This is a genomic window from Proteus alimentorum (genome assembly GCF_002607735.1).
GTDB lineage: Bacteria > Pseudomonadota > Gammaproteobacteria > Enterobacterales > Enterobacteriaceae > Proteus > Proteus alimentorum.
Genome location: NZ_NBVR01000044.1, coordinates 35,105 through 60,765, shown reverse-complemented (window position 1 = coordinate 60,765; position 25,661 = coordinate 35,105). Strand labels below are relative to the sequence as shown.

Genomic DNA, 25,661 nt, shown 5'->3' with positions numbered 1-25,661 from the left:
ACCTTTGTGCGCCTGATAATCAGTCTTTTCTTCTCGCTCTTTTTGACGCTTTCGTTAAGCACATCCGCAATATCAGCAGATGTGGAGAAATTACGTCAAGATATTAAACAACTTGAAGGAAGCACCAATCCTCAAGATATTGAGGCAGTTCAGGCGCTACAAGGCACTATCAACTGGATTAATGATGGTGAAAAAGCGCAAACAAACGCAGACAGCTATCAAAAAACCATTGATGATTACCCTCAAATTACGCAAGAGCTAAGAACCAAACTCCTTGAGGAAAGCCATGCTGTTCCTACTATCCCTGAAAAAATTAGCATCCCTGATTTAGAACAGAAAATTATTCAAATCAGTAGCCAATTAATGGAACAAGCAAGGCTTCAACAGCAAGAGCAAGATAAAAGCCGTGAAATTAGCGAATCTTTAAACTTATTACCCCAACAGCTTTCTGAAGCGCGCCGTTTACTCAGCGATGCAACAGCAAGACTCGCAGCTGTCAGTGCATCAACAACGCCATTAACAGAAGCACAAAATAAACTCACACAAGCTGAAGTCACCGCACGTAAAGCGATGGTTAATGAGCTTGAAATGGCACAACTGTCAGCGAATAACCGCCAAGAAATTGCTCGCCTTCGCTTAGAATTGTTTAAAAAACGCTATCAGCGTCTTGATGTGCAATTACAACAATTGCGCAGCTTATTAAATATAAAGCGCCAAGAAGTGGCTGATCTTGCATTAGAAAAAACAGAGATGTTAGCGGAGAAAGGGGGCGAGCTTCCTGAATTTCTGACAAAGCAGATCCAAACTAACCGTGAACTCTCTCAGATCCTGAATAAACAAACACAGGAAATGAGTGAGTTATCAGAAAAACAGCGCATTACTACACAGCAGACACAACAAGTTCGCCAAACGCTCACCACTATTCGAGAACAAGCACAGTGGTTAAGTGGCTCAACAGCATTAGGTGAAGCATTAAGAACCCAGCTTTCTCGCTTACCTGAAATGCCTCGTTCACAAGAACTTGATAGAGATATCATTCAGTTACGTGTCGAGCGTTTAGGCTATGAGGATATGCTGGAAAACTTAAGTAAGATCCAGCCACCAGAAACTGCCGATGGTTCTAAATTGCCTGAAGCTCAGCAATATATTTTTGATTCTCTGATCCAAGCACGCCATGAATTATTGAATTCGTTGTTATCTGGTTATGACTCTCAAATTCTTGAGTTAACAAAACTAAAAGTGGCGACAACACAATTAGCGGATGCATTAAAAGAGACAAAAGACGCAACAAACCGTTATATGTTCTGGGTTGCCGATATCAGCCCTATCAAACTTAATTATCCGGTTTTATTAGTCAAAGATATCACTCGATTGCTTTCGCTAGATACCTTTTCACAATTAGGTCATGCTGCTATCAGCATGCTTAAAAATCAGGATACGTTCCTATTCCTATTTGTCACGTTATCCATTGTGGGCTTTAGCCTGCGTACTCGAAAACATTACAACGCATTTCTTGAAAGAGTCAGCAACCGTATTGGTAAAGTCACACAAGATCACTTTTCACTGACAATACGCACCGTCTTTTGGTCTATTTTAATTGCGTTGCCATTACCTCTGTTATGGTCTGCCGTAGGTTATGGTTTACAAAGTGTTGAATGGCGTTATCCAATGGCGGGCGCTATTGGATATGGGGTCACAGCGGCAGCACCTGTGCTGTGGTTATTTATGATCAGTGCAACATTTGCACGTCATAACGGCCTGTTTATTGCTCAATTTAAATGGAAAGAGAGCCGTGTTAAAAAAGCGATGCGCTTTTACCAGCTTTCTATTTTTGTCATCGTTCCGCTGATGATGTCATTAATTACCTTTGAATATTATAGCGATAGAGAATTTGCACCGACGGTCGGTCGCTTCTGTTTCTTACTACTCTGTATCGCCTTAAGCTTTATTACGTCTAGCCTTAAAAAAGCGCACGTCCCCCTTTATCTTGATAAACATGGATCTGGCGATAATCTGATCAACACCATTTTATGGTGGTTCTTACTGCTTGCTCCGGTTATTGCAGGTTTAGCCGCCGTCTTAGGTTACCTTTCTACATCGATTGTCTTACTTGGTCGTTTAGAAATGTCTGTCGCCATTTGGTTTGCTCTACTGATCATCTACCACATTATTCAGCGATGGATGCTGATTCAGCGCCGAAAATTAGCCTTTGAGCGTGCTAAACAAAAGCGTGCAGAAATTCTGGCTCAGCGTGCAAAAGGTGAAGATGAAAATACGATTGTTGGGAGCAGTGGTGAAAGCACAGTAGGACTTGAAATTGAGGCTCAAGAAATAGACCTTGATGCTATCAGTGCGCAATCTATTGGTTTAGTTCGCTCTATTCTGACTATGATTGCATTAGTCTCGATGATCTTATTGTGGTCTGAATTAAACACGGCGTTCTCTTTCGTTGACAATATCCGACTTTGGGATGTCACCTCGTCGGTGAATGGCGTTAACACGGTGCAACCTATCACAATGGGCTCTATTTTAGTGGCGATCCTCGTCATTATTATTACAACCCAATTAGTTCGAAACCTTCCTGCTTTACTTGAATTGGCCATTTTACAGCATCTTGATTTAACTCCAGGTACAGGTTACGCCATTACCACCATGACCAAATACACCATCACCTTAATTGGGAGTATTGTGGGTTTCTCTTTATTAGGGATTGAATGGTCAAAATTACAGTGGCTAGTGGCGGCAATGGGTGTCGGATTAGGCTTTGGTTTACAAGAAATTTTTGCCAACATTATTTCAGGGTTGATGATCTTATTTGAAAAACCAATCCGTATTGGCGATACCGTTACCATTCGTAATTTGACCGGAAATATTTCTAAGATCAACACACGGGCAACTACGCTAACTGACTGGGATAGAAAAGAAATTATCGTACCGAACAAAGCCTTTATTACAGAGCAATTTATTAACTGGTCACTGTCAGACTCTGTCACTCGTATCGTAATGACAATCCCAGCGCCTGCGGACTGCAACAGTGAGCAAGTGACCAATGTGTTATTAGAAGCCTCAAAACGCTCTACGATGATTTTAGAAAACCCAGCACCTGAGGTTTACCTCGTCGATTTACAGCAAGGTATTCAGATTTTCGAATTACGTGTTTACGCCGCAGAGATGGGGCATAGAATGCCAGCAAGACACGAGATCCACCAAAATATTCTCTTAGCCTTTGCAGAGCACGGTATCCCATTACCGTTCCCGCCATTCCAAGCAAGAGTGGATATGATGGGTAATACAATTAGTAGCTCAATGCGAGCGACACCAAGAGAAGTGGGTGGGTTATAATCTACCTATTCAGTTAATGTAAAGAAAATAATAGACAAAGAAGGCGAACAACATACCTTGTTCGCCTTTTCTTTTCGAAGAGATCACACTTGGTATAGCTTACGTAAATAATGAGGAACGGCTTCATCGGCGTTGGTACCAATCACTTCCATATTGGGTAACAGATCTTTTAATGTCTGGTGCGCATTTTCCATAATGCAACCTTTACCCGCCATCTGTAGCATCTCTTTATCATTCATACCATCACCAAACGCGATAGCATCTTTCGCAGAGTGTTGCATCAGTTCAGCCACTTTCTCTAGTGCCTCACCTTTAGATACGCCACCAGCCATCACTTCTAAGCAATTACGCAGTGAAAAACTCACATTAACCTTGTCACCCCAGCGTTGATTAATTTCATTCTCTAGTTTCAGTAATAGCTCATGATCCTCAGAGGTGAAGAAAACCTTACAGACATTGGTGGTTGGAAATCCTGTTTTACAATATAGTTCATAGCTAAAGTCTGATTCTCTAAAAAACTCACAAGCCCCTGGCATCTCCTTATTCACATACCAGTAGTCACCAGCATAAATATTAGTTTCAATTTCAGGGTGATCAAAAACCATAAGAGCCAAGTCATAAGCAATTTCAGGCTCAAGATCTTGGCTAAAAATAAGGTCGCCATGCGTGTTATGCACACGTGCACCATTAGAGGTTATCATATAAGCGTTAATGCCTAATCCATCACGAATTTGAGCAACATCAACATGATGGCGACCTGTTGCGAATACAAAGTGCACGCCTTTATTAATAAGTAAATGCAGGGTTTCTTGCGTATAGGGAGTTAATACATGATTAGGTGATAACAGTGTGCCATCAAGATCTGAAGCGACTATCGAATACATACACATTCCTGATTAAAATAAATGCTTATCATAAAACTCACAGATTTCATTTAATGCTTGTGAGCGTAGCTTATCTATTTCGAACAAGATTTCATGATGCGCACCCTCAATTACTAGTGGCAATTTTTGCTTTTCTTCTCTTGTTCTGGACTGACTATAACCTTCACAGAAAGCCCTTAGCTCTTGATTATCTACCACCTTATCATGCTCTGCTTCGAGCACTAATAGAGGGGTATTAATCTCTCCCGCATGTTCAATTAACCAATCTCCCATTTTTAGACTTTCCCCCATCCAATGATAAGTCGGTCCGCCTAATCGTAGTTCTGGGAAATCAGCGTAATAACGTAAATACCGGCGATATCGCTCATGACTATGTGTTAACACATTAAGAATAAAAGGTAGAGGAAACCATTTACCCGTAGATGCAGCGTAGTTATTTTTTTCAGATTGGCTCTGCTCTGCTCGATTGACTAAAAAATTAGCCACCCAGCGAGGTATAGGTAATCGAATCCCAAACATCGGTGCACATAGCGCAGCTGCACTAAATACATTGGTTTGTCTCAACAGATATCCCGCTAAAATTGCCCCGCCCATTGAGTGAGCTAATACAAAATAATGTTTATATCGATAAGGCAAAACAACTTTATCAATAAAAGTTGAAAAATCATCAATATAATCACTAAATCTTTCAACATGGCCTTTTTGGGGATCGTCCAAAAGTCTATCGGAAAAACCTTGTCCACGGTGATCTAGCAAGAAAACATCATAGCCAATATGGAAAAAATCAAAAGCAACTTCAGGGTATTTTATGTAACTTTCAGTACGACCCGATGAAATAACTAGCGCTTTATTGTGTGAAGATAAGGATGAACGCCAATAAACATAACGAATTTTGGCACCATCAACACCAACAAACTCCCCCTCTTCACGTTGCCCCCAAAAATCCAATAAGACGCCGTTCGTAAATGCAGAAAACTGCTTTTCACGCGATAACCACGAATATTTAAACAGAGTGGTTGTCATTGGCTCTCCTTATTGGCGTTATTCGAAGCCCTCAATATGGTCACGAATGAGTGTCATAAACGCGGGTCCAAATCGTTCTAATTTTCGTTGTCCAACACCGTTTATTAATAATAATTCATCAGGATAAACGGGGCACTGTTCTGCCATTTCAATCAATGTAACATCATTAAAGACGACAAAGGGCGGAATGTTTTCTTCATCAGCAATAGACTTGCGTAATTTACGTAGTTTCGCAAATAATTTTCTATCGTACTGCCTATGGGTATTTTTTGTTTGTTGATTACGGCTTTTTGTCGAGCTTAATAATCTAGGTACAGCTAATTGTAATGGCACTTCACCTCGTAAGATCGGTCTAGCCATTTCTGTCAGTTGTAATGCAGAACGATGGACAATATTTTGTGTCACCATACCTAAATGAATAAGTTGACGGATCACACTGACCCAATGTTCATGGCTTTGTGCTTTACCAATACCATAAACAGGTAATGTATCGTGTCCCGAATCGCGAATACGCTGATTATTCGCGCCTCTTAAAATTTCAACAATATAACCAATACCAAAGTGCTGCCCCGTACGATAAATGCAGGATAATGCCTTTTGTGCATCCACTAAACCATCATATTGCTTAGGAGGATCAAGGCAAATATCGCAGTTACCACAGGCGTTTTGTCGATGTTCATCGAAGTAATTTAGCAACACTAAGCGTCGGCATGTTTGCGCTTCAGCAAATGCTCCCATCGCATTAAGCTTATGCATTTCAATGGCTTTTTGATCGCTTTCTGGCTTTTCATCTAAACAACGACGCAACCATGCCATGTCCGCTGGATCGTAAAATAATACCGCTTCTGCGGGCAATCCATCTCGCCCTGCACGCCCTGTTTCTTGGTAGTAAGATTCAATATTTCGCGGAATATCAAAGTGAACCACAAATCGGACATTGGGTTTGTTTATTCCCATGCCAAATGCCACCGTGGCAACCACAATCTGTAAATCATCGCGCTGGAAAGCGTCTTGTACTTTAGCGCGTTGCGCAATTTCCATTCCAGCATGATAGCCCGCAATGCTTAATCCTCGTTTACTCAAGCGCTCTGCTGTTTCTTCGACTTTACTGCGACTATTACAGTAAATAATGCCTGATTTTCCTTTTTGACCACGAATAAATAGCCAAAGCTGATCAAGCGGTTTGTATTTCTCTACTAAAGTGTAGCGGATATTCGGTCTATCGAAACTGCTGATATGAATTAAAGGATCACGCAACACTAGCTGATTAATAATATCGTAACGTGTTGTATTATCCGCCGTTGCTGTCAATGCAATGATGGGAACATCAGGAAGATATTGTCTTAATAATCCTATACCGCGATATTCAGGGCGAAAATCATGTCCCCATTGTGAAATACAGTGAGCTTCATCAACAGCGAGTAATACCGGTTTCCATTGCACTAATTGATGAAGAAAACTCTCCATCATTAAACGTTCAGGGGCGATATACAGCAGTTTTATTTCACCCTGTTGACAACGCATTTGAACATCAAACTGCTCTTCACGCGTTTGAGTTGAATTTAAATAAGCAGCTTCAATACCATGAAGGCAAAGTTGATCAACCTGATCTTTCATCAGTGAGATGAGTGGCGAAACAACCACAGTCAATCCATCGAGCAATAATGCGGGAATTTGATAACAAAGGGATTTACCACCCCCTGTCGGCATCACAACTAGGCAATCTCTCCCTGTTGTAATGGTATGGATGATTTCTTGCTGGCCAGGGCGAAAATGCTGATAACCAAAGGTTTCTCGCAAAATAGCCTGTGCTGATGGCATTGAATTAAGAACTTCTGCTGTGGACACACCGTTCCTCTGAAAAGCTGCTGATAAAAACTATGATGAGGAGTAAAAGAAAAGGCACCAATATGAAGGTGCCATCATCATTTATAGCGCTATGCTAACCCAGAACGGGGAAAATTACAGCATATCATTAAGCATCACACCAACACCGACCCGAGTCTGACGAAAGTTATAATCAATCATTGATTCACCATAACCACTAAATACTTGGGTATAAAAGCGTACATGCTTAGTAATTGGGTAGCTCCAGCCTAATTCAGCTGCCCCATAACCGCTGTTCCAATTATAACGCCCAGTTGCCGTGATCACACTTTCGCCTAATCGGTAACCTGCTTTTAAGCGATAATACCCCATATAGCGATTAATCTCTGGATTATCATCACGTTGTGCACTTTCATTAAAGCGATACCAAGGTTTTAGATCAAGCTGTAAATTGCCTTTTTGCACCATAAAACGCGCATAAGCACGGTTCCAACTACGAGAGGTAGGATCAGAACGGCCATTCGATTCATGATTAAAACCCGTTTCTATCTCACGAAGTGTCCAACCAGCAAATTTATAGTCTGTTGCCCAACCTAGAAAAAGTTGCGGTTCATAGTTTGTCTCACGAAAAGGAGCAGATTCTTTCTTATTGCTTAATTGCCACCAAGAGCGTTGAGTATAAGATGCCGCTAAAACAGAGTTTTCACCCGCAATACCACGCCATAAAGGAAAGGCCAAACTAAGCTGAAATTTCACCTCATCTTTTTTAGCCTTATTACCCCAATCATAACTTTGAATAGCCTCTTTATTCATATCAGAGGTTTTCGTATAAATAATATAATTGGATTCATAAGGATAAAGAACAAAAGGTGAATCGTATTCTTGTAATAAACCAGAAATAATACTGCCCTGAACAAGCGGTGCAGGAGATGATGCTTGTATTTCGGATGTAAATCCCCATGCTGGATAGAATAAAGCCACCGCGAGTAAAGAACGGATGTAACGCATAGTTAATTATCCTGTCTCATTATTGAATAATATAAAAAGTTAGTACTTACTTTAGAATTAGTTCTTATATATGTGCTTTATTACACTTTAGTGCCCATATTTTACACGTAATTGCCATTAAATCTCGTATATTTTCACACCATTATATTTATAGCACGAATGTGCAATTACGATTTCGTCATGTATTATTAACATAGTATTAACTTAATAACGTGATATCAGGGGTTCTAAAAATGGAAAAACAGTTAACATTAGAAGAGGCTCAAACACTTATTGGTCATGTTTTTGTTTATAAAATGCCCTTTAATCAATTAATCGGCCTAGAGCTAGTTCGCTTTGAACAAGACTACGCGGAAATTCAATTTCGGTATCAAGATAAACTTGTTGGTAATATCGCTCAACGTATCTTACATGGTGGGCTCATTGCTTCTGTGCTTGATGTTAGTGCGGGGTTAGTTTGTGTCGGTAACGCATTAACACGTTTGGCTCCCATATCCCAAGAGCAACTTGAACAGAAACTCGCTAATATGGGCACTATCGACTTACGAGTTGATTATTTAAGACCGGGACGTGGAGAATGTTTTACTGCAAGTAGCCATATTTTACGCAGTGGTAATAAAGTGTCTGTTGCTCGTGTTGAATTACATAATGAAAAACAAGTTCATATTGCGAGTGGGACAGCAACCTACATCGTAGGTTAAGCCTTTGTTAGAATTCATTGTGCGCGATGATGCTTAGATTAGTATTAATTACTTGTAAAAATACATACCTAATGACACATTAGATAATGTCATTGGGTATGATAACCCCGTCACACTTTTCCTTTCCATCAATTCCAGAGATAGCATGAGCCAGAAAAACACGATGAAAGGCGTTTTATGTGCCTTAGGCGCCTATTTGATCTGGGGTATTGCCCCTGTCTATTTTAAAAGTATTCAAGAAGTGCCCGCAGAAGAGATCTTAACGCACCGTATTTTATGGTCGTTCTTTTTTATGTTAATTTTAATGACGATTAGTCGTCATTGGCCTTATTTGCGCCAATTAATACGTCAACCTAAAAAAATTCTTCTTTTAGCACTGACTGCCGTCATTATCGCAACTAACTGGCTTACCTATATATGGGCGGTTAACCACGGCTATATGCTAGAAGCCAGCCTTGGTTACTTTATTAATCCACTGGTTAACGTACTCTTTGGTATGCTTTTCTTGAGTGAGCGCTTCCGCCGTATGCAATGGGTCGCGGTAGGTTTAGCCTTTACGGGAGTATTCATTCAACTTTGGCACTTTGGTTCAGTACCTGTGATTGGATTAAGCCTCGCGGTGACTTTTGGTCTTTATGGCTTACTGCGTAAAAAATTGGGTGTCGATGCGCAAACAGGCATGCTGGTAGAAACATTATGGCTATTCCCTGTTGCATTAGTTTATATCTTATTTTTCACACATTCGCCGACTAGCAATATGCTTGAGAATAGCTGGTCATTAAATACCTTGTTAATTGCTGCCGGTATTATTACAACTGTGCCACTACTGCTCTTTACAGAAGCTGCGCATCATCTGCGTTTATCAACCTTGGGCTTTTTCCAATATATTGGCCCAACCTTGATGTTTATTCTTGCCACAATGGTATATGGCGAACAAATTGATGCAGAACGACTCGTCACCTTCGGCTTTATTTGGGTTGCACTGATCCTCTTTACGCTTGATGCGCTTTATACACAACGCCGCTTAAGACGTAGCTAACCCTCTAAGACTCACTCTTCCGCTAAATTGCTGATTTGTGTAAAAGCGGAAGAGCATTTTTCTTTCTTATTCTTCTTTAATGAATACGCACCCTTTGATATCTCCTCTACATAGCGATGTGAGCACCTAAATAAGGTTGATATTGCGTTATTAACCAATTGAATATGGTTAATCAAGACACTGTAATAGAGATTGACACGAGGAACAAAATCACGCTGGTGTCTCAATAACTTACAATACAAATCTTCTTCAAATTCATGGATAGGCTCGCTGGGATGATAAGTATCACACAGGACTTCCTCCGTATTTTCGACCGATAATTCATTACTAGAAAAAGAGGCAGGAAAAGTTCGCGTGCAAGGTGCAACAAAAGAGTAGGTATGAAAGAATACACTAGAGAGTTTCATCAATTAATCTCGTTGAGTAAGAATAGATAACGAGATTATTAATCAATCAACTTGCACCGCCCTTAAAAAAACACCCTTATTTATGAACTGACCCCCGTTTATCGATCAAATAAGTTAGGGTGTTTTTATATTGGGGTAATGCTAATTCACTCTCATCAAGGCTTATTCCAGTCGCGCAAACGCTGCCACTAGCCATTTAATACCTTCACCATTAAAGGCGATTTGTAATCGGCAATGTTCACCACTACCTTCAATATTGATAATGGTACCATCACCAAATTTGGGGTGCTTCACACGTTGGCCAAGCGAATAACCCGTATCATTGCTGATAATCGGCGTCCCTAAACGGCTATGATTAACAGGGCGTGAAACTGTCGCGCGTAAACGGACTTCTTCAACACACTCTTTAGGTAATTCACCAATAAAACGAGAAGGACGATGGCTCACTTCTTTGCCGTATAAACGGCGATTTTCAGCGTAAGTGAGTGTTAACTTTTTCATCGCTCGCGTGACACCGACATAAGCCAAGCGACGCTCTTCTTCCAAACGCCCACCTTCATCTAGCGACATTTGGCTTGGGAACATGCCTTCTTCTACCCCCACAATAAAGACTTGTGAAAATTCGAGCCCTTTAGCCGAGTGAAGTGTCATTAACTGCACGGCATCTTGATAGGCATCAGCTTGGCTTTCGCCTGATTCCAATGCAGCATGTGAAAGAAATGCTTGCAGTGGCATTAAATCTTCGTCTTCATCTTGATAGCTAAATTGACGAGTCGCAGTAACCAGCTCTTCTAAGTTTTCAATACGAGCTTGTGCTTTTTCACCTTTTTCTTGCTCATACATCGCTTTTAAGCCTGAATCACGAATAATTCGGTCTGTTTGCACATGTAATGGCATATCTGCCGTTTCAGAGGCGAGTGTTTCAATCAGTTCTAAGAATCGTTGAATTGCAGCCGTTGCACGTCCTGCAAGCATTTTATGTTCAATAACCTGTAATGCACTTTCCCATAAGGTAATTTGGTTATCTCTGGCGACTTGGCGAACAATATCTAATGTTCTATCACCAATGCCCCGTGTTGGGGTATTCACAACGCGTTCAAAAGAAGCATCATCATGGCGATTAGCCGTTAATCGCATATAAGAGAGTGCATCTTTGATCTCTTGGCGCTCGAAGAAACGCTGACCGCCATAGATACGATATGGCATCGCTGCTTGTAATAATGCCTCTTCCATTATACGAGATTGGGCATTGCTACGATAAAGAATGGCACAGTCTGTTAACGCACCACCTTCTTCTTGCCAGCGCTTAATTCGACCTACGACATAACGTGCTTCATCCAGATCATTAAAAGCACAATACAGCGAAATAGGCTCACCTTCAGCCCCTTCAGTCCACAGGTTTTTACCTAATCTGTCACTATTATTAGCAATGAGTGCATTCGCGGCTTTTAGAATATTGCTGGTAGAACGATAATTTTGCTCTAATCGGATAGTCTCTGCGCCAGGAAACTCATTTAAGAAATTTTGAATATTCTCAACTTGCGCACCACGCCAGCCATAAATAGATTGATCGTCATCACCTACAATCATCACTTTACCTGTTTGACCCGCCAACATTCTTATCCATGCATATTGAATGCGGTTAGTATCTTGAAATTCATCAACCAAGATATTGGTAAAGCGATTTTGGTAATGCTCCAATATTTGAGGTTTATTAAGCCAAAGTTCGTGAGCACGTAATAAAAGCTCAGCGAAGTCCACCAGCCCCGCGCGATCGCACGCTTCTTGATATGCCTGATACACTTTCAACCATGTTGTTTCAACAGGATTACCATAAGTTTGAATATGTTGTGGTCGTAAACCTTCATCTTTTTTGCCGTTGATATACCACATACCTTGACGTGCAGGCCATTGTTTATCATCAAGATCCATTGACTTAACAATACGACGAATAAGGCGATATTGATCATCACTGTCAATAATTTGGAAGTCTTGTGGCAAATTTGCATCAAGATAGTGTGCGCGTAATAAACGATGAGCAAGGCTATGGAATGTGCCAATCCACATGCCACCTTGGCTTGTGCCAATTAAGTCTTCAATACGATGGCGCATCTCTGCAGCGGCTTTATTGGTAAACGTCACAGCCATAATCGAAAAAGGAGAAGCTTGTTCAACAGATAATAACCAAGCGATACGATGTACCAGAACCCGTGTTTTACCACTACCTGCGCCAGCTAACACCAACATATTAATACGAGGTGCGGCTACAGCTTCGCGCTGTTTATCGTTAAGGCCTTCTAGCAGATATGAGACGTCCATAATTACCAATCATTTAGTGAAGAAAATACTGTGGATATATACAGAAATAGAGAGTAAGCAACAAACTAACAGGAATTCACGCGCTATGCAAAATAAAGCCTTTTTTAACCGCGTTTATCTGTGCCATTCTTATCGAATATCACATTAAATTAATTCTATCAGTTTGCTTAGATCTGTAATTTCAATATGTGGCATTACTCTGGTTTCACCTTCTTCAAATAAACTACGGTTATCAAGGTTAATCCAGCATGCTTGTAATCCACTATTAACGGCCCCCTCAACATCTGTTATCAGGTGATCACCCACATGTAGGATTTTTTCATGTGGAAGATTTAACAGTGAAGCGGCTTTATCAAACATATCAGGATAAGGCTTAGAACGACCATCAGGGCCAGCTTTTAAAATATGTGAAAAATACTGCCCTAAGCCACAACTTAATGGGTTTGCATTACCATTTGTAATCGCAATTAATGGGATTTTCTGTGCCAATTCGGTCAAAACCTGATGGGTATTTTTAGGCACATTAATGCGGCTACGCCAATAAGCAAAGTTAGTCATAATTTCATCAGCACCTTGCTGTGCTTTGGCCTCACTGTAACCATAATCTAACAACATATTTCTAGCTGCAAGCCAACGCCATTGAGTAATATCATGAAAAATATCAGGATTATCTTCTATAAGTGGCTTTTTATAGGCATTCACATCTTTTTCTGTGAAATGATTAAAACGCAGATCATATTGACGAATAAAATCCAGCGTCTCTTTTTCAGTTCTGTCCATCACTGGCACATTGTCATACAGCGTGTCATCTAAATCAAAAGTCATCGCTGCAATTGGCGTCAGAGTTCTGTAAAAGCGCATTATGATTTTTCTCTCTTAGCTCTCGGATGAGCAGCATCATAGACTTTCGCTAAATGCTGAAAATCTAAATGTGTATAAACTTGTGTAGTCGATAAATTAGCGTGCCCTAATAACTCTTGTACAGCACGTAAATCACCACTGGATTCCAGTAAATGTGTGGCAAACGAGTGGCGTAATTTATGAGGGTTCACATGGCTACTTAGTCCTTGTTTAACACCCCAAAGTTCAAACCGTTTTTGTACACTGCGCACGGATAAACGCTTGCCGCTTTGTGTTGAGATAAAGACAGCTTTATCCTCAGGCGCATAGAGCTCTCGCATCGGAAACCAATTTTGTAGCCACTCTAGTGCTTTTCTTCCCAATGGTACTTTTCGTTCTTTACTTCCTTTACCTAAGACACGAACCTCACCTTCATTCATGTCGATATCGCTCATGTTTAAGTTAGTCAATTCTGATAGGCGTAATCCTGCACCATACATCACTTCCAGCATGGTTCTATCTCTCACAGAAAGAGGATCTTTTAAGTCGATATTCATCAATTGGCTCACTTCATCGACATCCATATTTTTAGGAAGGTGACGACCAGATTTAGGGGTGCGAATGCCTTTTGCGGGATTAACCTCTAACATTCCTTGTGTCACTTGCCAATCAAGAAAGCTACGTAACGCCGAAAAGCGCAAAGCAAGGCTGGTCGGTTGTAATCCACTTCGATGACTTTTCGCTAATAACATGCGTACATGTTGGCTTTCAAGTGATATCCATTGTGTGATTTTCATCGCCACCATCATTTGTGCTAATGCGGTCAGTTGGCGATGATAATTTTCTACTGTGACAGGGCTTAATCGGCGTTCAACTTGGATGTAACGCAGGAATTGCTCGATAACGGTGGAGAGTGTTTCTGGAATATCTATTGATTGATTCATTGCCTTGCAATCCAACGAAGTAACAATTCGGGTAAAATATGGGCGAGCTTATCCAGCATGACTGTTCCCATCCCTTCCTGAAAATGTTGGTTATCTCGGCTATTAAAAATAATCACGCCCAAATCACCATAATGTCCTAACAATGAAAGCGCAACAGAACCAGAACGTCGTACATTAGGCATCAATAACATGATCTCTTGCCCATTTAATGTCCCTAAATAGTGATTATCATCGCCCATACGTTGAATACGGAAATGTTCAAATGCTTGGCGAGATAATGGGAGATCTTGTGCATCTAAAGGTGGCTGTAATTGCCAGCGATCGGTAAATAGGCGTAATTGAACTGAATAAAGCCCTAATCCCTTAGCCCAAAGGTTTAAGCGTTCTAGCATTTCGTGAAGAGAAGCACTGCTGGATAGTTCAGAAATTAATAACAAGAGTTGGCTAAATAGAGCTTCATTTTCAGAGGCTTGTTCTATCAACAAACGCATATCTTCTTCAAGATAATGAATGCGGTTACGTTGACGCGACATTATCCATTCAACTAAAGAAACGGTTCCTCTGACGGGATGAGGAACTTGCATTTGCTCAATATAGCTTGCATTACGGATAAAAAAACCAGGATGTTCCCTGAGGTAACGGATCACTTGTTGATCATTAAGTTCGTTGGTTTCAGGGCAACAGAACTGCTCATTTTTATCCGTCATACAGATAGCCTCTCAAAAAATAATATTATAGCTGAATGATCCCATCATAAATATGTGTCGCAGGCCCAGTCATATAAAGAGAGTTACCCTCTCCTTTCCATTCAATGAGTAATGATCCACCCGGTAAGGTGACTTTCACTCGCTTATCTAGTAAGCCTTGTGAAATACCAATTGCGACAGCCGCACAAGCCCCGCTACCACAGGCATTTGTTTCACCTGCACCACGTTCAAATACCCGCAAATGAAGGTTACTTCTATCTACGATTTGCATAAAACCAATATTAGCACGTTCAGGAAAACGTTCATGCTGCTCTAACACAGGCCCTAACAACTCAACTTCTGCTGTTTTAATATCTTCAACCTGAATAACGCAATGAGGATTTCCCATTGAAACAACACCGCATAATACAGTACGTTCCATTGCTCTGATAATATAGGTCTTTTCTGCCTTTTGTGCACGGAAAGGGACTTTTTGAGGTTCAAATTCAGGCTCGCCCATATTGACGCATACATCATCATTATCCATAACATGCAAGGTCATTCTGCCAGACTGCGTACTGACTTTTATCTCTCTTTTGTTTGTAAGACCTTTTAATCTCACAAATCGAGCAAAGCAACGAGCACCATTACCACACTGCGCAACCTCACTTCCATCCGCATTAAAAATACGATAATGGAAATCGAGTTCAGGATCATAAGGTGCTTCAACCACCAATAATTGATCAAATCCAACACCAGTATGACGATTCGCTAATCGACATATTAATTCTGGTGAAAAATAAACATTTTGAGTCACAGCATCGACCACCATAAAGTCGTTGCCAAGACCATGCATTTTTGAAAATTGCATCTTGCCCCTGCCTGAAACGAAATTACCGTTTCTAAGATTGACTAATTGGTCTGAGTTGAGGCGCTCTCAACTTGCTGGGTTGGCTGGGATGACTGTGTCATTTTTGCCTGAGTATCTTCAGGAGGGAAATAAAGAGGGCCTTTCAAGCCACAACCAGAAAGAGAAATCAGTGTTATTATAGCAAGAGTGCAACGTAAATACGTTTTCATTCGAAATCTGCCTGTCATTTATTTGGTTAATATCCTCTATAATCGCAGTTAGATCTCGAAAAGCAAATAGGAAATGAAGATGAACGACAGTGAATTTCACCAATTAGCTGACGAACTCTTGTCAGAAATAGAACAAACTATTGATAATTATGAAGGTGACGCAGATATTGATTGTGAAATCAATGGCGGTGTAATGACATTAACCTTTGAAAATAATAGCAAAATTATTATTAATCGCCAAGAAGCATTTCATCAAGTTTGGTTAGCGACACGCGCTGGTGGCTATCACTTTGATTGGAAAGATGAACAATGGATTTGTGATAGAAGTGGCGGTGAATTTTTAACCATGCTGGCACACGCAATAACAGAACAAAGTGGAGAAGCGTTTTCTTTCTAAGAAGCGCAGTTAACAACAATAATGGGAGCTATCAAAGCTCCCATTTGTGTTTATTGGCTTGTACTCAATTAAGAGTGTTGCACCGCTTTATAATCTGTAAATCCGTGGGCAACAACATTCATCTCAGGTTGAACTTCTTTACTACCCAGATCGGATAACTTACCAAAGGATCCCCCAGCAAAAGGTAACACTTGTGTTGATCCTTCCACTTTCACAATTTGATAAAACTGCGGCAGATTAAAATTAATAAAGCTCGAACCATATGTAAATCGGTCATGAGATGAAGAGTAGAAACGGCTAACATCTTTCACTAACTCTTCTTTACTGCCCTCACAATGGGAATAAATTTCAACGCGATTAGATTCATCTAATATATAGATATTAAAAACATTATTATCTTCAGTGGTTTCAAAGAAGAATTGAATAATTCCTTCACAGGCAAAGCCATCAATCACTGCGGGTAAATAACGGGCATCTTTATCAAGTTTAACGGGCAACCCATGTAATTTGTTATAGGAAATCGCCCCATAAAAATCGATCGCATTCTCTAATTTTTGTACTGACACATTGAGGCGTTCAAAGAACAATCCCCACGTTTGTCCAGCAATGCGTAAAGCTTTAAAACGACCCGGCTCTAAACGATTCGTTGATAATCGTAATTCAATACATTCTGAAACTAACTGCTGAACACGAGTACGGATCAAACCACGCAAATGTTGGCTATAACAAAATACTTCAACAGAGGCCGGTGGAGCCGCATCTTGATGCATTTTACCTAAAATCGTTTTCAGAGATTCCAGCATTGATTGTGTGCCGCTAAAATGCAAGGTTCTCACTTCATTCCATGAGTTGCGATATAACAAATCAATGCTGCCAATTAAACATTGTTGCTCTTCACCAAAGCTAAAAACATCCAATTTTCTAAAATCAAAATGAACCACTTGATCAGAAAAACGTTCAGTTGGATCAGTCTCAAGATTAACAATAATGGCTAAGTGTCTAATTTCACAAGGGCTATACAGTGCCTTAGGCGTTGGTGCGGGCAGTCTGATCGGAAAATGGTTCGACATATCTCTAACTAATTCATGCAGTTTAATTTCATCACAAGAGGATCCTCCTTGATGAATATAAACTCGAGACTCTTTCGTTAACAGCCCATTAAAATAAGACCATGCCACTAATTTATTTAAATAGCGGTTATATTCTAGTGGTTGATGTCCAACGATATTTTCAAAATCAGGGGCGCGATTATATAAATACCATCCGCTACGATTTGCTCGACCTTGTGGTACATAAATAAAGGTTAAATGTGACTCTGATAAATCAGGTGAAATTTGTGGATTAACCAGTGTGACTTTGCCGGGCAATGCTTCAAACGCAGCGTAAAGTTTACGTGTTAGAACACCGATATCTTGTGGACTTGCACTGACACTTAAATTATTACGACGTGCGAAACGGATAAGATTACGATAGCTTTGCATCATCGTATCTAATAATTCATTGTGTGCATCACGCACACGCTCGATTTTCCAGCTATCACGCGTATCGAGTACTGTTAAACGCTCATTATCCCATTGCCATTGAGTGACCAATTGCAATAAGACTTGTCGTCTCCAACCTTCTGGTTCGTTGGGTGTTTTTTCGTTAGATAATTTTTCACACACTTTCAGGTAGAAACAACGACGAATAAGATCAAGGCGTGTTAAATCATTGATAGAAACCAAATAGCGAGTGACTCGCTCAAGCATCATACAATAAGCATCTAAACCATAATTAACGATTTCGCCACGGTGTAGATGTTGTTTCATTTCTAATGCCAGCAACTTCCCATTAGGGTAATCCGCTGAATAGGCTTCTAATAAAATACTTTTTAGTACCGCTTTATAAGGTGAATCGACACTTTTATAGAGTTGCCATAAACTTGCGCCAAAGTACTCTTCAGCAGAAAGTTCACCTAAACCCCCTAGATCTAGCCACTCATTTGGCGTTAATACACCTTGAGCATAAAGGGAATTAACATATTCATCATAATGATGTTCTTCTTCAATAGGTACCATCGTCCATAGCAAGCGTTTACCTGCTAGACGTACCGCTGTACGATAAAACTCATCAAGTAAAAGAATATGTTGAGTAGAGCCACAATCTTCTCCACCTAAGCTACCGCTTGCGTGGTGACGAAATCTATTTTCATCAATTAAGAAAAATGTAACATCAATACCTAGTTCGCCAGCCCATTGTTCAATCAATTGGCATTTGCGTTGTAAAAGTGCACGCTCATCTTGATCTAGCCATGATTGATGGCAGACCCAAATATCAATATCGGAGCAGTGACTTTGACCAATAGAAGAGGTACTCCCCATTGAATAGATGCCAGTAATTGGCAGCTCTCCATTGGCGTATCCATCCATCGGATCATCACATAATGCGTTAACCAGCTTATTCGCCCATTGACGTTGCATGTCATCAGGTTCAAAGAAACATGTACCGTGAGGAACATTTCCTTGTATGTAGCCGGGCAACTCAGGATGGTGGTAATGCAATAAAACAGGAATTAAACCATAGACCTGTTTAAAAACATCACACATCGATGCAAATGCTCGTTCCAGTCTGAGTTGATTAATCGCATCCAGCCGTTGCTTCAGTGTTTCAATATAAAGATACAAGAGTTTCGCCTGAACAATACTAAGAAGATAGTAGAATCTGAGTTTATAAGTGACCAAGGTTGAGTTAGGTAATATTAATAGATAAAACTTTACTAACAAAATCTCGGAAACGTGATCAATTTAACACCTTGAGCGCAAGGCGTAAAGAGGAACTCAAAATATAGCACCAAGATCTAAAAGTGATATTTAAGCGCTTAATCGTGTAAAGCCATCAAATAAATATATTTACAATCATATGGATACATTATTTTACTTATAGATAAAATGATAAAAAAAATCTCTCAATCCTTCCTTTATCCCACAAAAACCCCTGTTTACTTAATGATGAAACTGAAAATAAATCTTAATAAAACATAAAAAATAGATAAAAAAACAAAAATAAAAACAACTGATTGATAACAATGAATTATTTCTATTTTTTGATTGTTTTTGATTTTTATACTTAAAATAAGAATTCTATTTTTAATGTTGCGATAATAATATTTAAAATAATATTTAATTTTTATTAGTTTTTTATTTAATTTAAGACTAAATTCTTTTCTCTATTTTTATTATTTCTCGTTCTTTTATTTAATAATAATTTTGTTAAAATTTATCGTGTTTTTATATATTAAAAAATAATAAGAAAAATAAGTAAATTTAAAATAATAGTTGTTTTATCAATATGTTCAGATTGAACATAATATTTATATTACTTCTCACCCATCAATTGTTAACAAAATTAACCCAATGTTTTAATTTTGTAAATAACCACACTTTTTATATAGATATAAAAAGAATAAAACTCTGAAAATAACTAAATCCAATAGTATCCATTAGTAATTTACTTATTTTTTATTTCTCCTTTCTTTTTTTCTTTTTCGATGACGCCCTCATTTCTTTCATTGTTATTACGACACAAAGCGCCTTAACTGGAAAATTGAGCCTTAAAGTGTTAAAACAATGCCTTATTTCTAAACAAAAATATCGCTAATCGCTCGGAAGAGATAATACTATTATGTCAAAAAGTACCATCCGTATTGCTACCCGCCAAAGCCCTCTTGCTATGTGGCAGGCACTTTACGTGAAAGAACAACTACAACTTACTCATCCAGGTTTAGTCGTCGAATTAGTACCAATGGTCACTAAAGGTGACATCATTTTAGATACACCTTTAGCTAAAGTAGGTGGCAAAGGGCTATTTGTAAAAGAGTTAGAACTGGCTCTACTTGAATCACGCGCAGATATTGCCGTTCACTCTATGAAAGATGTTCCTATTGATTTCCCAGAAGGCTTAGGGTTAGTGACTATTTGTGAACGCGAAGATCCTCGTGATGCCTTTGTCTCTAATCATTATGATTCTTTGGAAGAGCTTCCTGCGGGTAGCATCGTAGGTACATCCAGTTTACGCCGCCAATGCCAATTAAAAGCACAGCGCCCAGACCTAATTATTCGTGATTTACGGGGTAATGTAGGTACTCGCTTAGGGAAATTAGATAATGGTGATTACGATGCCATTATTCTTGCCGTTGCTGGCTTAAAGCGCCTAGGTCTTAACGAACGTATTCGCACACCATTATCTGCTGAGCAATCTTTACCTGCGGTTGGACAAGGTGCAGTGGGAATTGAGTGTCGCTTAGATGACAATGAAACTCGCCAACGATTAGATGCTCTCAATCACTCACGCACTGCAATTTGCGTTAAAGCAGAGCGTGCAATGAATACGCGTCTTGAAGGCGGTTGCCAAGTTCCTATTGGAAGCTATGCCATTTGGCAAAAAGACAAAATTTGGTTACGTGCTTTAGTCGGTTCGCCTGATGGCAAAACTATTTTACGTGGCGAACGTTTAGTGACTCCTAAAGATGCTGAAGCCGCAGGTATCTCATTGGCAGAGGAGCTTTTAGATAAAGGTGCACGAGCTATTTTAACGGCAGTGTACCAGGGCAGCACACCAGCATGAGTATTTTAGTTACTCGCCCCAACCCAGCAGGGAAGGCATTAACCCAGCGTTTAATTGATGCGGGGAAAACAGCCTTTCAAGCACCTTTAATAGAGATCACCGCAGGTCGTGAACTCTCTTTATTAGATGCTAAACTAAAAGGATTAAGGGCGGGTGATTGTGTGTTTTTACTTTCCAAAAATGCGGTGTCATACGCAAACTGGCAGCTAAATCAATTACAACAATCATGGCCAGATACGCTATCCTATTATGGTATAGGTCAAAGCACAGCGAAAGATTTCCAATATTTAAGCAGTCTTCCAATTTGCTACCCTGAGCAAGGAGAAACCAGTGAAGATCTTCTTGATCTTCCTGCGCTTAATCAGGTGAAAAACAAACAAATATTACTGCTTAGAGGTAACGGGGGTCGTGACTTACTCGCAACAACATTAAGTCAACGAGGCGCAATCGTTGATGAATGCGAATGTTACCAACGCCTATTTATTCATTATTCCCCTGAGGACTTTGCGCTTCAATGGGAAAAAGCACAGGTTGATACGCTTGTTGTCACTAGCGGTGAAATGTTACAACAACTCTTTGATCTGGTCGCTGAATCTAAAAAAGCATGGCTGTTAAACTGCCATTTACTGGTAGTCAGTGAACGATTAGCAACAATAGCAAAAACATTAGGGTGGGAAACTGTCACCGTTGCTGAAAGTGCCAATAATGATGCTTTATTTCATGCATTAATATAGAACCTAAATGAGACGCCGATATGACGGAACAGAAAAATACAAATGATAATGACTTGCCAAAAGATGCAGCTAAAGCTGATGAGAATGTCCGCTATCAGGAAGTCAAACCTGTTAATAACAAGCGCTCAGGCCTAATTGGAAGTGCTGTTGCTATCCTTGTTATTTTGGCAATCGGTGGTAGCCTTTACTATTACACCAATCAACAAGCATCAACGTTGAGTGCAGAAAATCAATCACTCAAATCTGAGCTAGCCCAATTACAACAACGCCAAAATACATATCAACAACGCTTTGACAATATTGATAGCATGTTTAATTCACAAAAACAGACTATCGATAAGTTACAAAGCGAGCGCCAAACAACAGAGCGCCAAATTCAAGATCTACAAACACGCTTTGCCGCTATTTCCAGTGCAGATGTCAAAAGTTGGCTATTAGCACAAGCCGATTTTATGGTGAAAATGGCCGGTCGTAAGTTATGGAATGATCAAGATGTTGTGACCGCAGTCAGTCTATTAAAAGGTGCCGATAGTAGCTTAGCAGAAATGAACGATCCGAGTTTACTTGAGATCCGTCGTGCTATTAATGAAGATATCAGCAATTTAGCCGCACTCACTAAAATTGATAATGATGGCATCATCTTACAATTAAACCAGTTAGCGAATCAGATTGATAATCTCCGTTTAGCTGGTTTTGAGCGTAATGGCTCACCAATGGATAAGAACGATGAAACTATTTCAGGTTCACTTTCTGATTGGAAACAGAATCTAAGCAAAAGCTGGAAAAGCTTTATGGATGATTTTATTACCATTCGTCGTCGTGATACTGCTGCCGTTCCTTTATTAGCACCGAATCAAGATGTCTATTTACGTGAAAATATCCGTTCGCGTTTATTAATTGCTTCTCAAGCAGTGCCTCGTCACCAAACTGAAATTTATCAGCAATCACTGGAAGCGGTATCCACTTGGGTACGAGCTTACTTTGATACCTCTGATCCAAGTACAACCGCATTTTTAGATACAGTATCTGAATTAGAGAAACAGCCTATTACGCTTGCAATGCCATCAGAATTGAAAAGCCCAACATTGCTAGAAAAACGTGTAGAAAAACAAATCCGCAATTTGCTGGCAAAAAATGAGTATGCAGAGCCACAAGTTGCTGAAGCACAAGCTGTAGAAGCCCAAGATGCCCAAGCCGTAGAAGCTGAACATAATGCATCAGAAAGCGTACAAGATGCTGCAGCTGATAGCACAACTGTTGATGCACCAGTAACACGACAAGGAGAATAAGCTTATGTTAAAAATACTGCTCCTTTTTGTGGTGCTTATTGCAGGCATCATTTTTGGTCCACTATTGGCAGGTCATCAAGGTTATGTGCTTATACAAACTGATGATTGGGATATTGAAACCAGTGTGACTAGCCTTGTCATTATGTTTGTTTTACTACAATTAGCATTGTTGCTGATTGGTTGGAGTTATCGCCGCTTTATTGGTACAGGCTCAAAAGCATATAGTTGGTTTTCTTTCCGTAAACGTAATCGTGCACGCAAACAAACCAGTATGGCATTAATGAAATTAGCGGAAGGTGATTTTAAAGAAGTTGAAAAACTAATGAGCCGTAATGCAGATTATGCAGAACAGCCTGTTGTAAACTACCTATTAGCCGCTGAAGCCGCACAACAACGAGGTGATGAATTCCGAGTTCAACAACACCTTGAACGCGCAGCCGAGCTTGCCGATACAAATCAGCTTCCTGTTGATATCACACGAGTGCGTATTTTATTAGCACAAAACGAAAATCATGCCGCGCGTACTGGGGTTGATGAGTTATTAAATCAAGCGCCACGCCATCCAGAAGTATTACGCCTTGCAGAAGCTGCTTATACACGAACAGGCGCTTGGCAAGCATTGCTTGATATCATTCCTTCCATGCAAAAAATTGCATTACATACGGATGATGAACTCGCGCAACTACGCCAAAAAGCCTATATCGGTATTATGGGGCAAAAGATGTCCGAAAGTGGCTGTGATGGACTGAAAAATTGGTGGAAAGCACAGCCGCGTAAAGTCCATCACGATAATGCCTTGCGCGTCGTTTTGGCTGAACACCTTATTGAGTGTAACGATCCTGATACTGCTCAAACGATCATCTTAGACGGTGTTAAACGCCAGTATGATGAACGCTTGATCTTACTACTCCCTCGTTTAAAAAATACAGATGCCAACGTTATTTTGAAAGTACTCAATTCATTAATTAAACAACATGGACCAACGCCATTACTCAATAGCACATTAGGTCAGATTGCAATGCAACAAGGACAATGGACCCAAGCTGAAGAGGCTTTTCGTAATGCGTTAAAACAGCGTCCTGATGTTCATGACTTTGCGTGGCTTGCTGATGCATTAGATAAACAGAAAAAATCGGAAGAGTCGGCGAAAGTGCGTAAAGATGCTTTATTAATGACACTGAAAAAGGATTCTGTCATTTTTGAAGAGCCGAAAAAAAGTAAATAAGCTTATTCGATAAGAACGTGATCATAAATCGTTTAATCACCTGATCTAAAAACCCTCTTTATTAATTATTGAGGGTTTTTTTATGTGATTTAAAAGACACTTTGAAATAACAACACCACTTCTACACATAAAGTCAAAAACACATACACCCAAGCAATACGATAAAAACGAGTGGGTATTCCCTTCTCATTTTCTTGCTTAAATGACTGGTAATTTTTTCTCGCTTGATAAAACACGACAATATAAATCAGTGCGATCCCCTGACAAAGAAAAGCCACATATTTAGCCCATGATTTGCCACCAATAATGAGCATGATAAGAGGGATCAAAAAGAACAATAATGGGCCAAACTTCTCTATAAGAAAGAGTTTTTCTTGTGCAAGATATGCTTTTTGTTTATTTATCATATTGATGCTATCTCCAATCTACCCTTGCGCTGGATAATAGCGTGATAATGCGGTGAATACAAAATGGATATGAGATTGATATATAAAAAAACGCCTGTATAAAACTATACAGGCGCATAAATATACAATCAGGTCTACAGACGGATGGTGCCTCACTCAACGTTTCGTCCTGTTGATGATGAATGATGTTCATCGTTAACGTGGACGTAGGCACCGAATAATCGGCTCTGCATCATTCCTAGGTTTATGAAGCCATATGCTGTCATAAGGAGTGGAATGAGCATCTACAATATACATATTGCATTTAGCGTGCCAATTTTTCATTTTTTATTAAAAATACCCTCTATCTCTAAAAAGCATAAGATAACTTATTGAATGTTGGTTTTCCTTTCTGGCTTTACTCATTTCCAATGATAAAGAAGCTATGGTTTGTGCTTTCACCATGCTATTGCTAAATAGAAAAGAAAATATAGGGTCTGATATACGTCTCTTTTTCACGACAAGAAGAACATACCAATTATTTAATTATTTAAAATCAATGCATTATATGTCTCCTATTGGAGACATCAAAAATAGCGAGTGTTGGCATTTGCCGACAGATAAAATAAAAGAGTTATATTTCATATAATTACCATCAATTATTTTACGTATTTAACTCATCTTTTTATGAAGATTAAAATTCGGCAATAAATTAAATTATTAATAACCCTTAAGTGACGAAGAGGGTATTTTCGTTAAAAGAATCATTTTGGTTTTCTTACCTAGAACACATAACAAGAAATAAAAAGCATGGGTAAGAGTAATGACTTGTAGAAATAGAAATAGAAATAGAAATAGAAATAGAAATAGAAATAGAAATAGAAATAGAAATAGAAATAGAAATAGAAATAGAAATAGAAATAGAAAT

21 protein-coding genes are annotated in these 25,661 nt (G+C 39.6%); 8 read left to right on the top strand and 13 right to left on the bottom strand.

Translation table 11 applies throughout. The annotated features are described in order from the left end of the window. Window positions 1–6: 6 nt before the first annotated feature. Window positions 7–3,342 (top strand): miniconductance mechanosensitive channel MscM, encoded by a 3,336-nt coding sequence (mscM, locus tag B6258_RS17535; RefSeq protein ID WP_099076360.1) that lies wholly within the window; start codon window positions 7–9, stop codon window positions 3,340–3,342. A gap of 83 nt (window positions 3,343–3,425) precedes the next feature. On the opposite strand, the gene yigL is transcribed toward mscM, so the two are convergent. From yigL to pldA, 4 genes are all read right to left on the bottom strand, one after another. Continuing rightward, a complete protein-coding gene (gene yigL / locus B6258_RS17530; RefSeq protein WP_099076359.1) occupies window positions 3,426–4,226 on the bottom strand; it encodes a sugar/pyridoxal phosphate phosphatase YigL in 801 nt (266 codons plus the stop codon). A 12-nt stretch (window positions 4,227–4,238) separates the two neighbouring features. Next, window positions 4,239–5,249, bottom strand: coding sequence for a lysophospholipase L2 (pldB, locus tag B6258_RS17525; RefSeq protein ID WP_099076358.1), 1,011 nt, complete (start codon window positions 5,247–5,249; stop codon window positions 4,239–4,241). Between the two features lie 18 nt (window positions 5,250–5,267). Continuing rightward, entirely contained in the window at window positions 5,268–7,097 is a 1,830-nt protein-coding gene (gene recQ / locus B6258_RS17520) for an ATP-dependent DNA helicase RecQ (RefSeq protein WP_099076357.1), read from the bottom strand. Between the two features lie 114 nt (window positions 7,098–7,211). Next, complete coding sequence (pldA, locus tag B6258_RS17515) at window positions 7,212–8,084, bottom strand: phospholipase A (protein ID WP_099076356.1); 873 nt, start codon at window positions 8,082–8,084, stop codon at window positions 7,212–7,214. A gap of 233 nt (window positions 8,085–8,317) precedes the next feature. Between pldA and B6258_RS17510 the strand changes: the two genes are divergently transcribed. Both B6258_RS17510 and rarD read left to right on the top strand, forming a co-directional pair. Next, window positions 8,318–8,785 carry a thioesterase family protein gene (locus tag B6258_RS17510; RefSeq protein ID WP_075672777.1) on the top strand — a complete coding sequence of 156 codons (468 nt, stop codon included), beginning with the start codon at window positions 8,318–8,320 and terminating at the stop codon, window positions 8,783–8,785. A 145-nt stretch (window positions 8,786–8,930) separates the two neighbouring features. After that, window positions 8,931–9,824, top strand: a complete 894-nt coding sequence (gene rarD, locus B6258_RS17505; RefSeq protein WP_099076355.1) for an EamA family transporter RarD — start codon at window positions 8,931–8,933, stop codon at window positions 9,822–9,824. Window positions 9,825–9,835: 11 nt separating this feature from the next. Here rarD and B6258_RS17950 read toward each other — a convergent pair whose 3' ends face one another. The 7 genes from B6258_RS17950 to lptM all read right to left on the bottom strand — a co-directional run bounded on the left by B6258_RS17950 (window position 9,836) and on the right by lptM (window position 16,100). Further along, window positions 9,836–10,231 carry a hypothetical protein gene (locus B6258_RS17950; RefSeq protein ID WP_129586870.1) on the bottom strand — a complete coding sequence of 132 codons (396 nt, stop codon included), beginning with the start codon at window positions 10,229–10,231 and terminating at the stop codon, window positions 9,836–9,838. 162 nt (window positions 10,232–10,393) lie between these two features. Further along, entirely contained in the window at window positions 10,394–12,550 is a 2,157-nt protein-coding gene (gene uvrD, locus B6258_RS17500) for a DNA helicase II (protein WP_099076354.1), read from the bottom strand. A 144-nt stretch (window positions 12,551–12,694) separates the two neighbouring features. Then, window positions 12,695–13,411: a 5-amino-6-(5-phospho-D-ribitylamino)uracil phosphatase YigB gene (yigB, locus tag B6258_RS17495; RefSeq protein WP_099076353.1), complete on the bottom strand. Its 717-nt coding sequence runs from the start codon at window positions 13,409–13,411 to the stop codon at window positions 12,695–12,697. Further along, complete coding sequence (gene xerC / locus B6258_RS17490) at window positions 13,411–14,334, bottom strand: tyrosine recombinase XerC (RefSeq protein ID WP_099076352.1); 924 nt, start codon at window positions 14,332–14,334, stop codon at window positions 13,411–13,413. The genes yigB and xerC overlap by 1 nt, the downstream gene beginning before the upstream one ends. Further along, entirely contained in the window at window positions 14,331–15,041 is a 711-nt protein-coding gene (locus B6258_RS17485) for a DUF484 domain-containing protein (RefSeq protein ID WP_099076351.1), read from the bottom strand. Before B6258_RS17485 ends, xerC begins: the two co-directional genes overlap by 4 nt. Before the next feature lie 25 nt (window positions 15,042–15,066). Continuing rightward, complete coding sequence (gene dapF / locus B6258_RS17480; RefSeq protein ID WP_099076350.1) at window positions 15,067–15,891, bottom strand: diaminopimelate epimerase; 825 nt, start codon at window positions 15,889–15,891, stop codon at window positions 15,067–15,069. 41 nt (window positions 15,892–15,932) lie between these two features. Further along, window positions 15,933–16,100: an LPS translocon maturation chaperone LptM gene (lptM, locus tag B6258_RS17475; protein WP_071788576.1), complete on the bottom strand. Its 168-nt coding sequence runs from the start codon at window positions 16,098–16,100 to the stop codon at window positions 15,933–15,935. 79 nt (window positions 16,101–16,179) lie between these two features. On the opposite strand from lptM, the gene cyaY reads away from it, so the two are divergent. Next, window positions 16,180–16,497: an iron donor protein CyaY gene (gene cyaY, locus B6258_RS17470; RefSeq protein WP_099076349.1), complete on the top strand. Its 318-nt coding sequence runs from the start codon at window positions 16,180–16,182 to the stop codon at window positions 16,495–16,497. Window positions 16,498–16,565: 68 nt separating this feature from the next. Here the strand turns inward: cyaY and B6258_RS17465 are convergent, their stop codons facing one another. Further along, window positions 16,566–19,160, bottom strand: coding sequence for a class I adenylate cyclase (locus tag B6258_RS17465; RefSeq protein WP_099076348.1), 2,595 nt, complete (start codon window positions 19,158–19,160; stop codon window positions 16,566–16,568). 997 nt (window positions 19,161–20,157) lie between these two features. Between B6258_RS17465 and hemC the strand changes: the two genes are divergently transcribed. From hemC to hemY, 4 genes are read left to right on the top strand one after another with little or no spacing between them, the layout of a single operon-like run. Continuing rightward, on the top strand, window positions 20,158–21,099 hold the full coding sequence (gene hemC / locus B6258_RS17460; RefSeq protein WP_099076347.1) for a hydroxymethylbilane synthase: 942 nt from the start codon (window positions 20,158–20,160) through the stop codon (window positions 21,097–21,099). Beyond that, on the top strand, window positions 21,096–21,833 hold the full coding sequence (gene hemD / locus B6258_RS17455) for a uroporphyrinogen-III synthase (RefSeq protein ID WP_099076346.1): 738 nt from the start codon (window positions 21,096–21,098) through the stop codon (window positions 21,831–21,833). Before hemC ends, hemD begins: the two co-directional genes overlap by 4 nt. A gap of 20 nt (window positions 21,834–21,853) precedes the next feature. Then, window positions 21,854–23,122 (top strand): uroporphyrinogen-III C-methyltransferase, encoded by a 1,269-nt coding sequence (gene hemX, locus B6258_RS17450; protein ID WP_099076345.1) that lies wholly within the window; start codon window positions 21,854–21,856, stop codon window positions 23,120–23,122. A 4-nt stretch (window positions 23,123–23,126) separates the two neighbouring features. Beyond that, window positions 23,127–24,347: a protoheme IX biogenesis protein HemY gene (gene hemY / locus B6258_RS17445; protein WP_099076344.1), complete on the top strand. Its 1,221-nt coding sequence runs from the start codon at window positions 23,127–23,129 to the stop codon at window positions 24,345–24,347. Window positions 24,348–24,436: 89 nt separating this feature from the next. On the opposite strand, the gene B6258_RS17440 is transcribed toward hemY, so the two are convergent. Next, entirely contained in the window at window positions 24,437–24,754 is a 318-nt protein-coding gene (locus tag B6258_RS17440; RefSeq protein ID WP_099076343.1) for a hypothetical protein, read from the bottom strand. Between the last annotated feature and the right edge of the window lie 907 nt (window positions 24,755–25,661).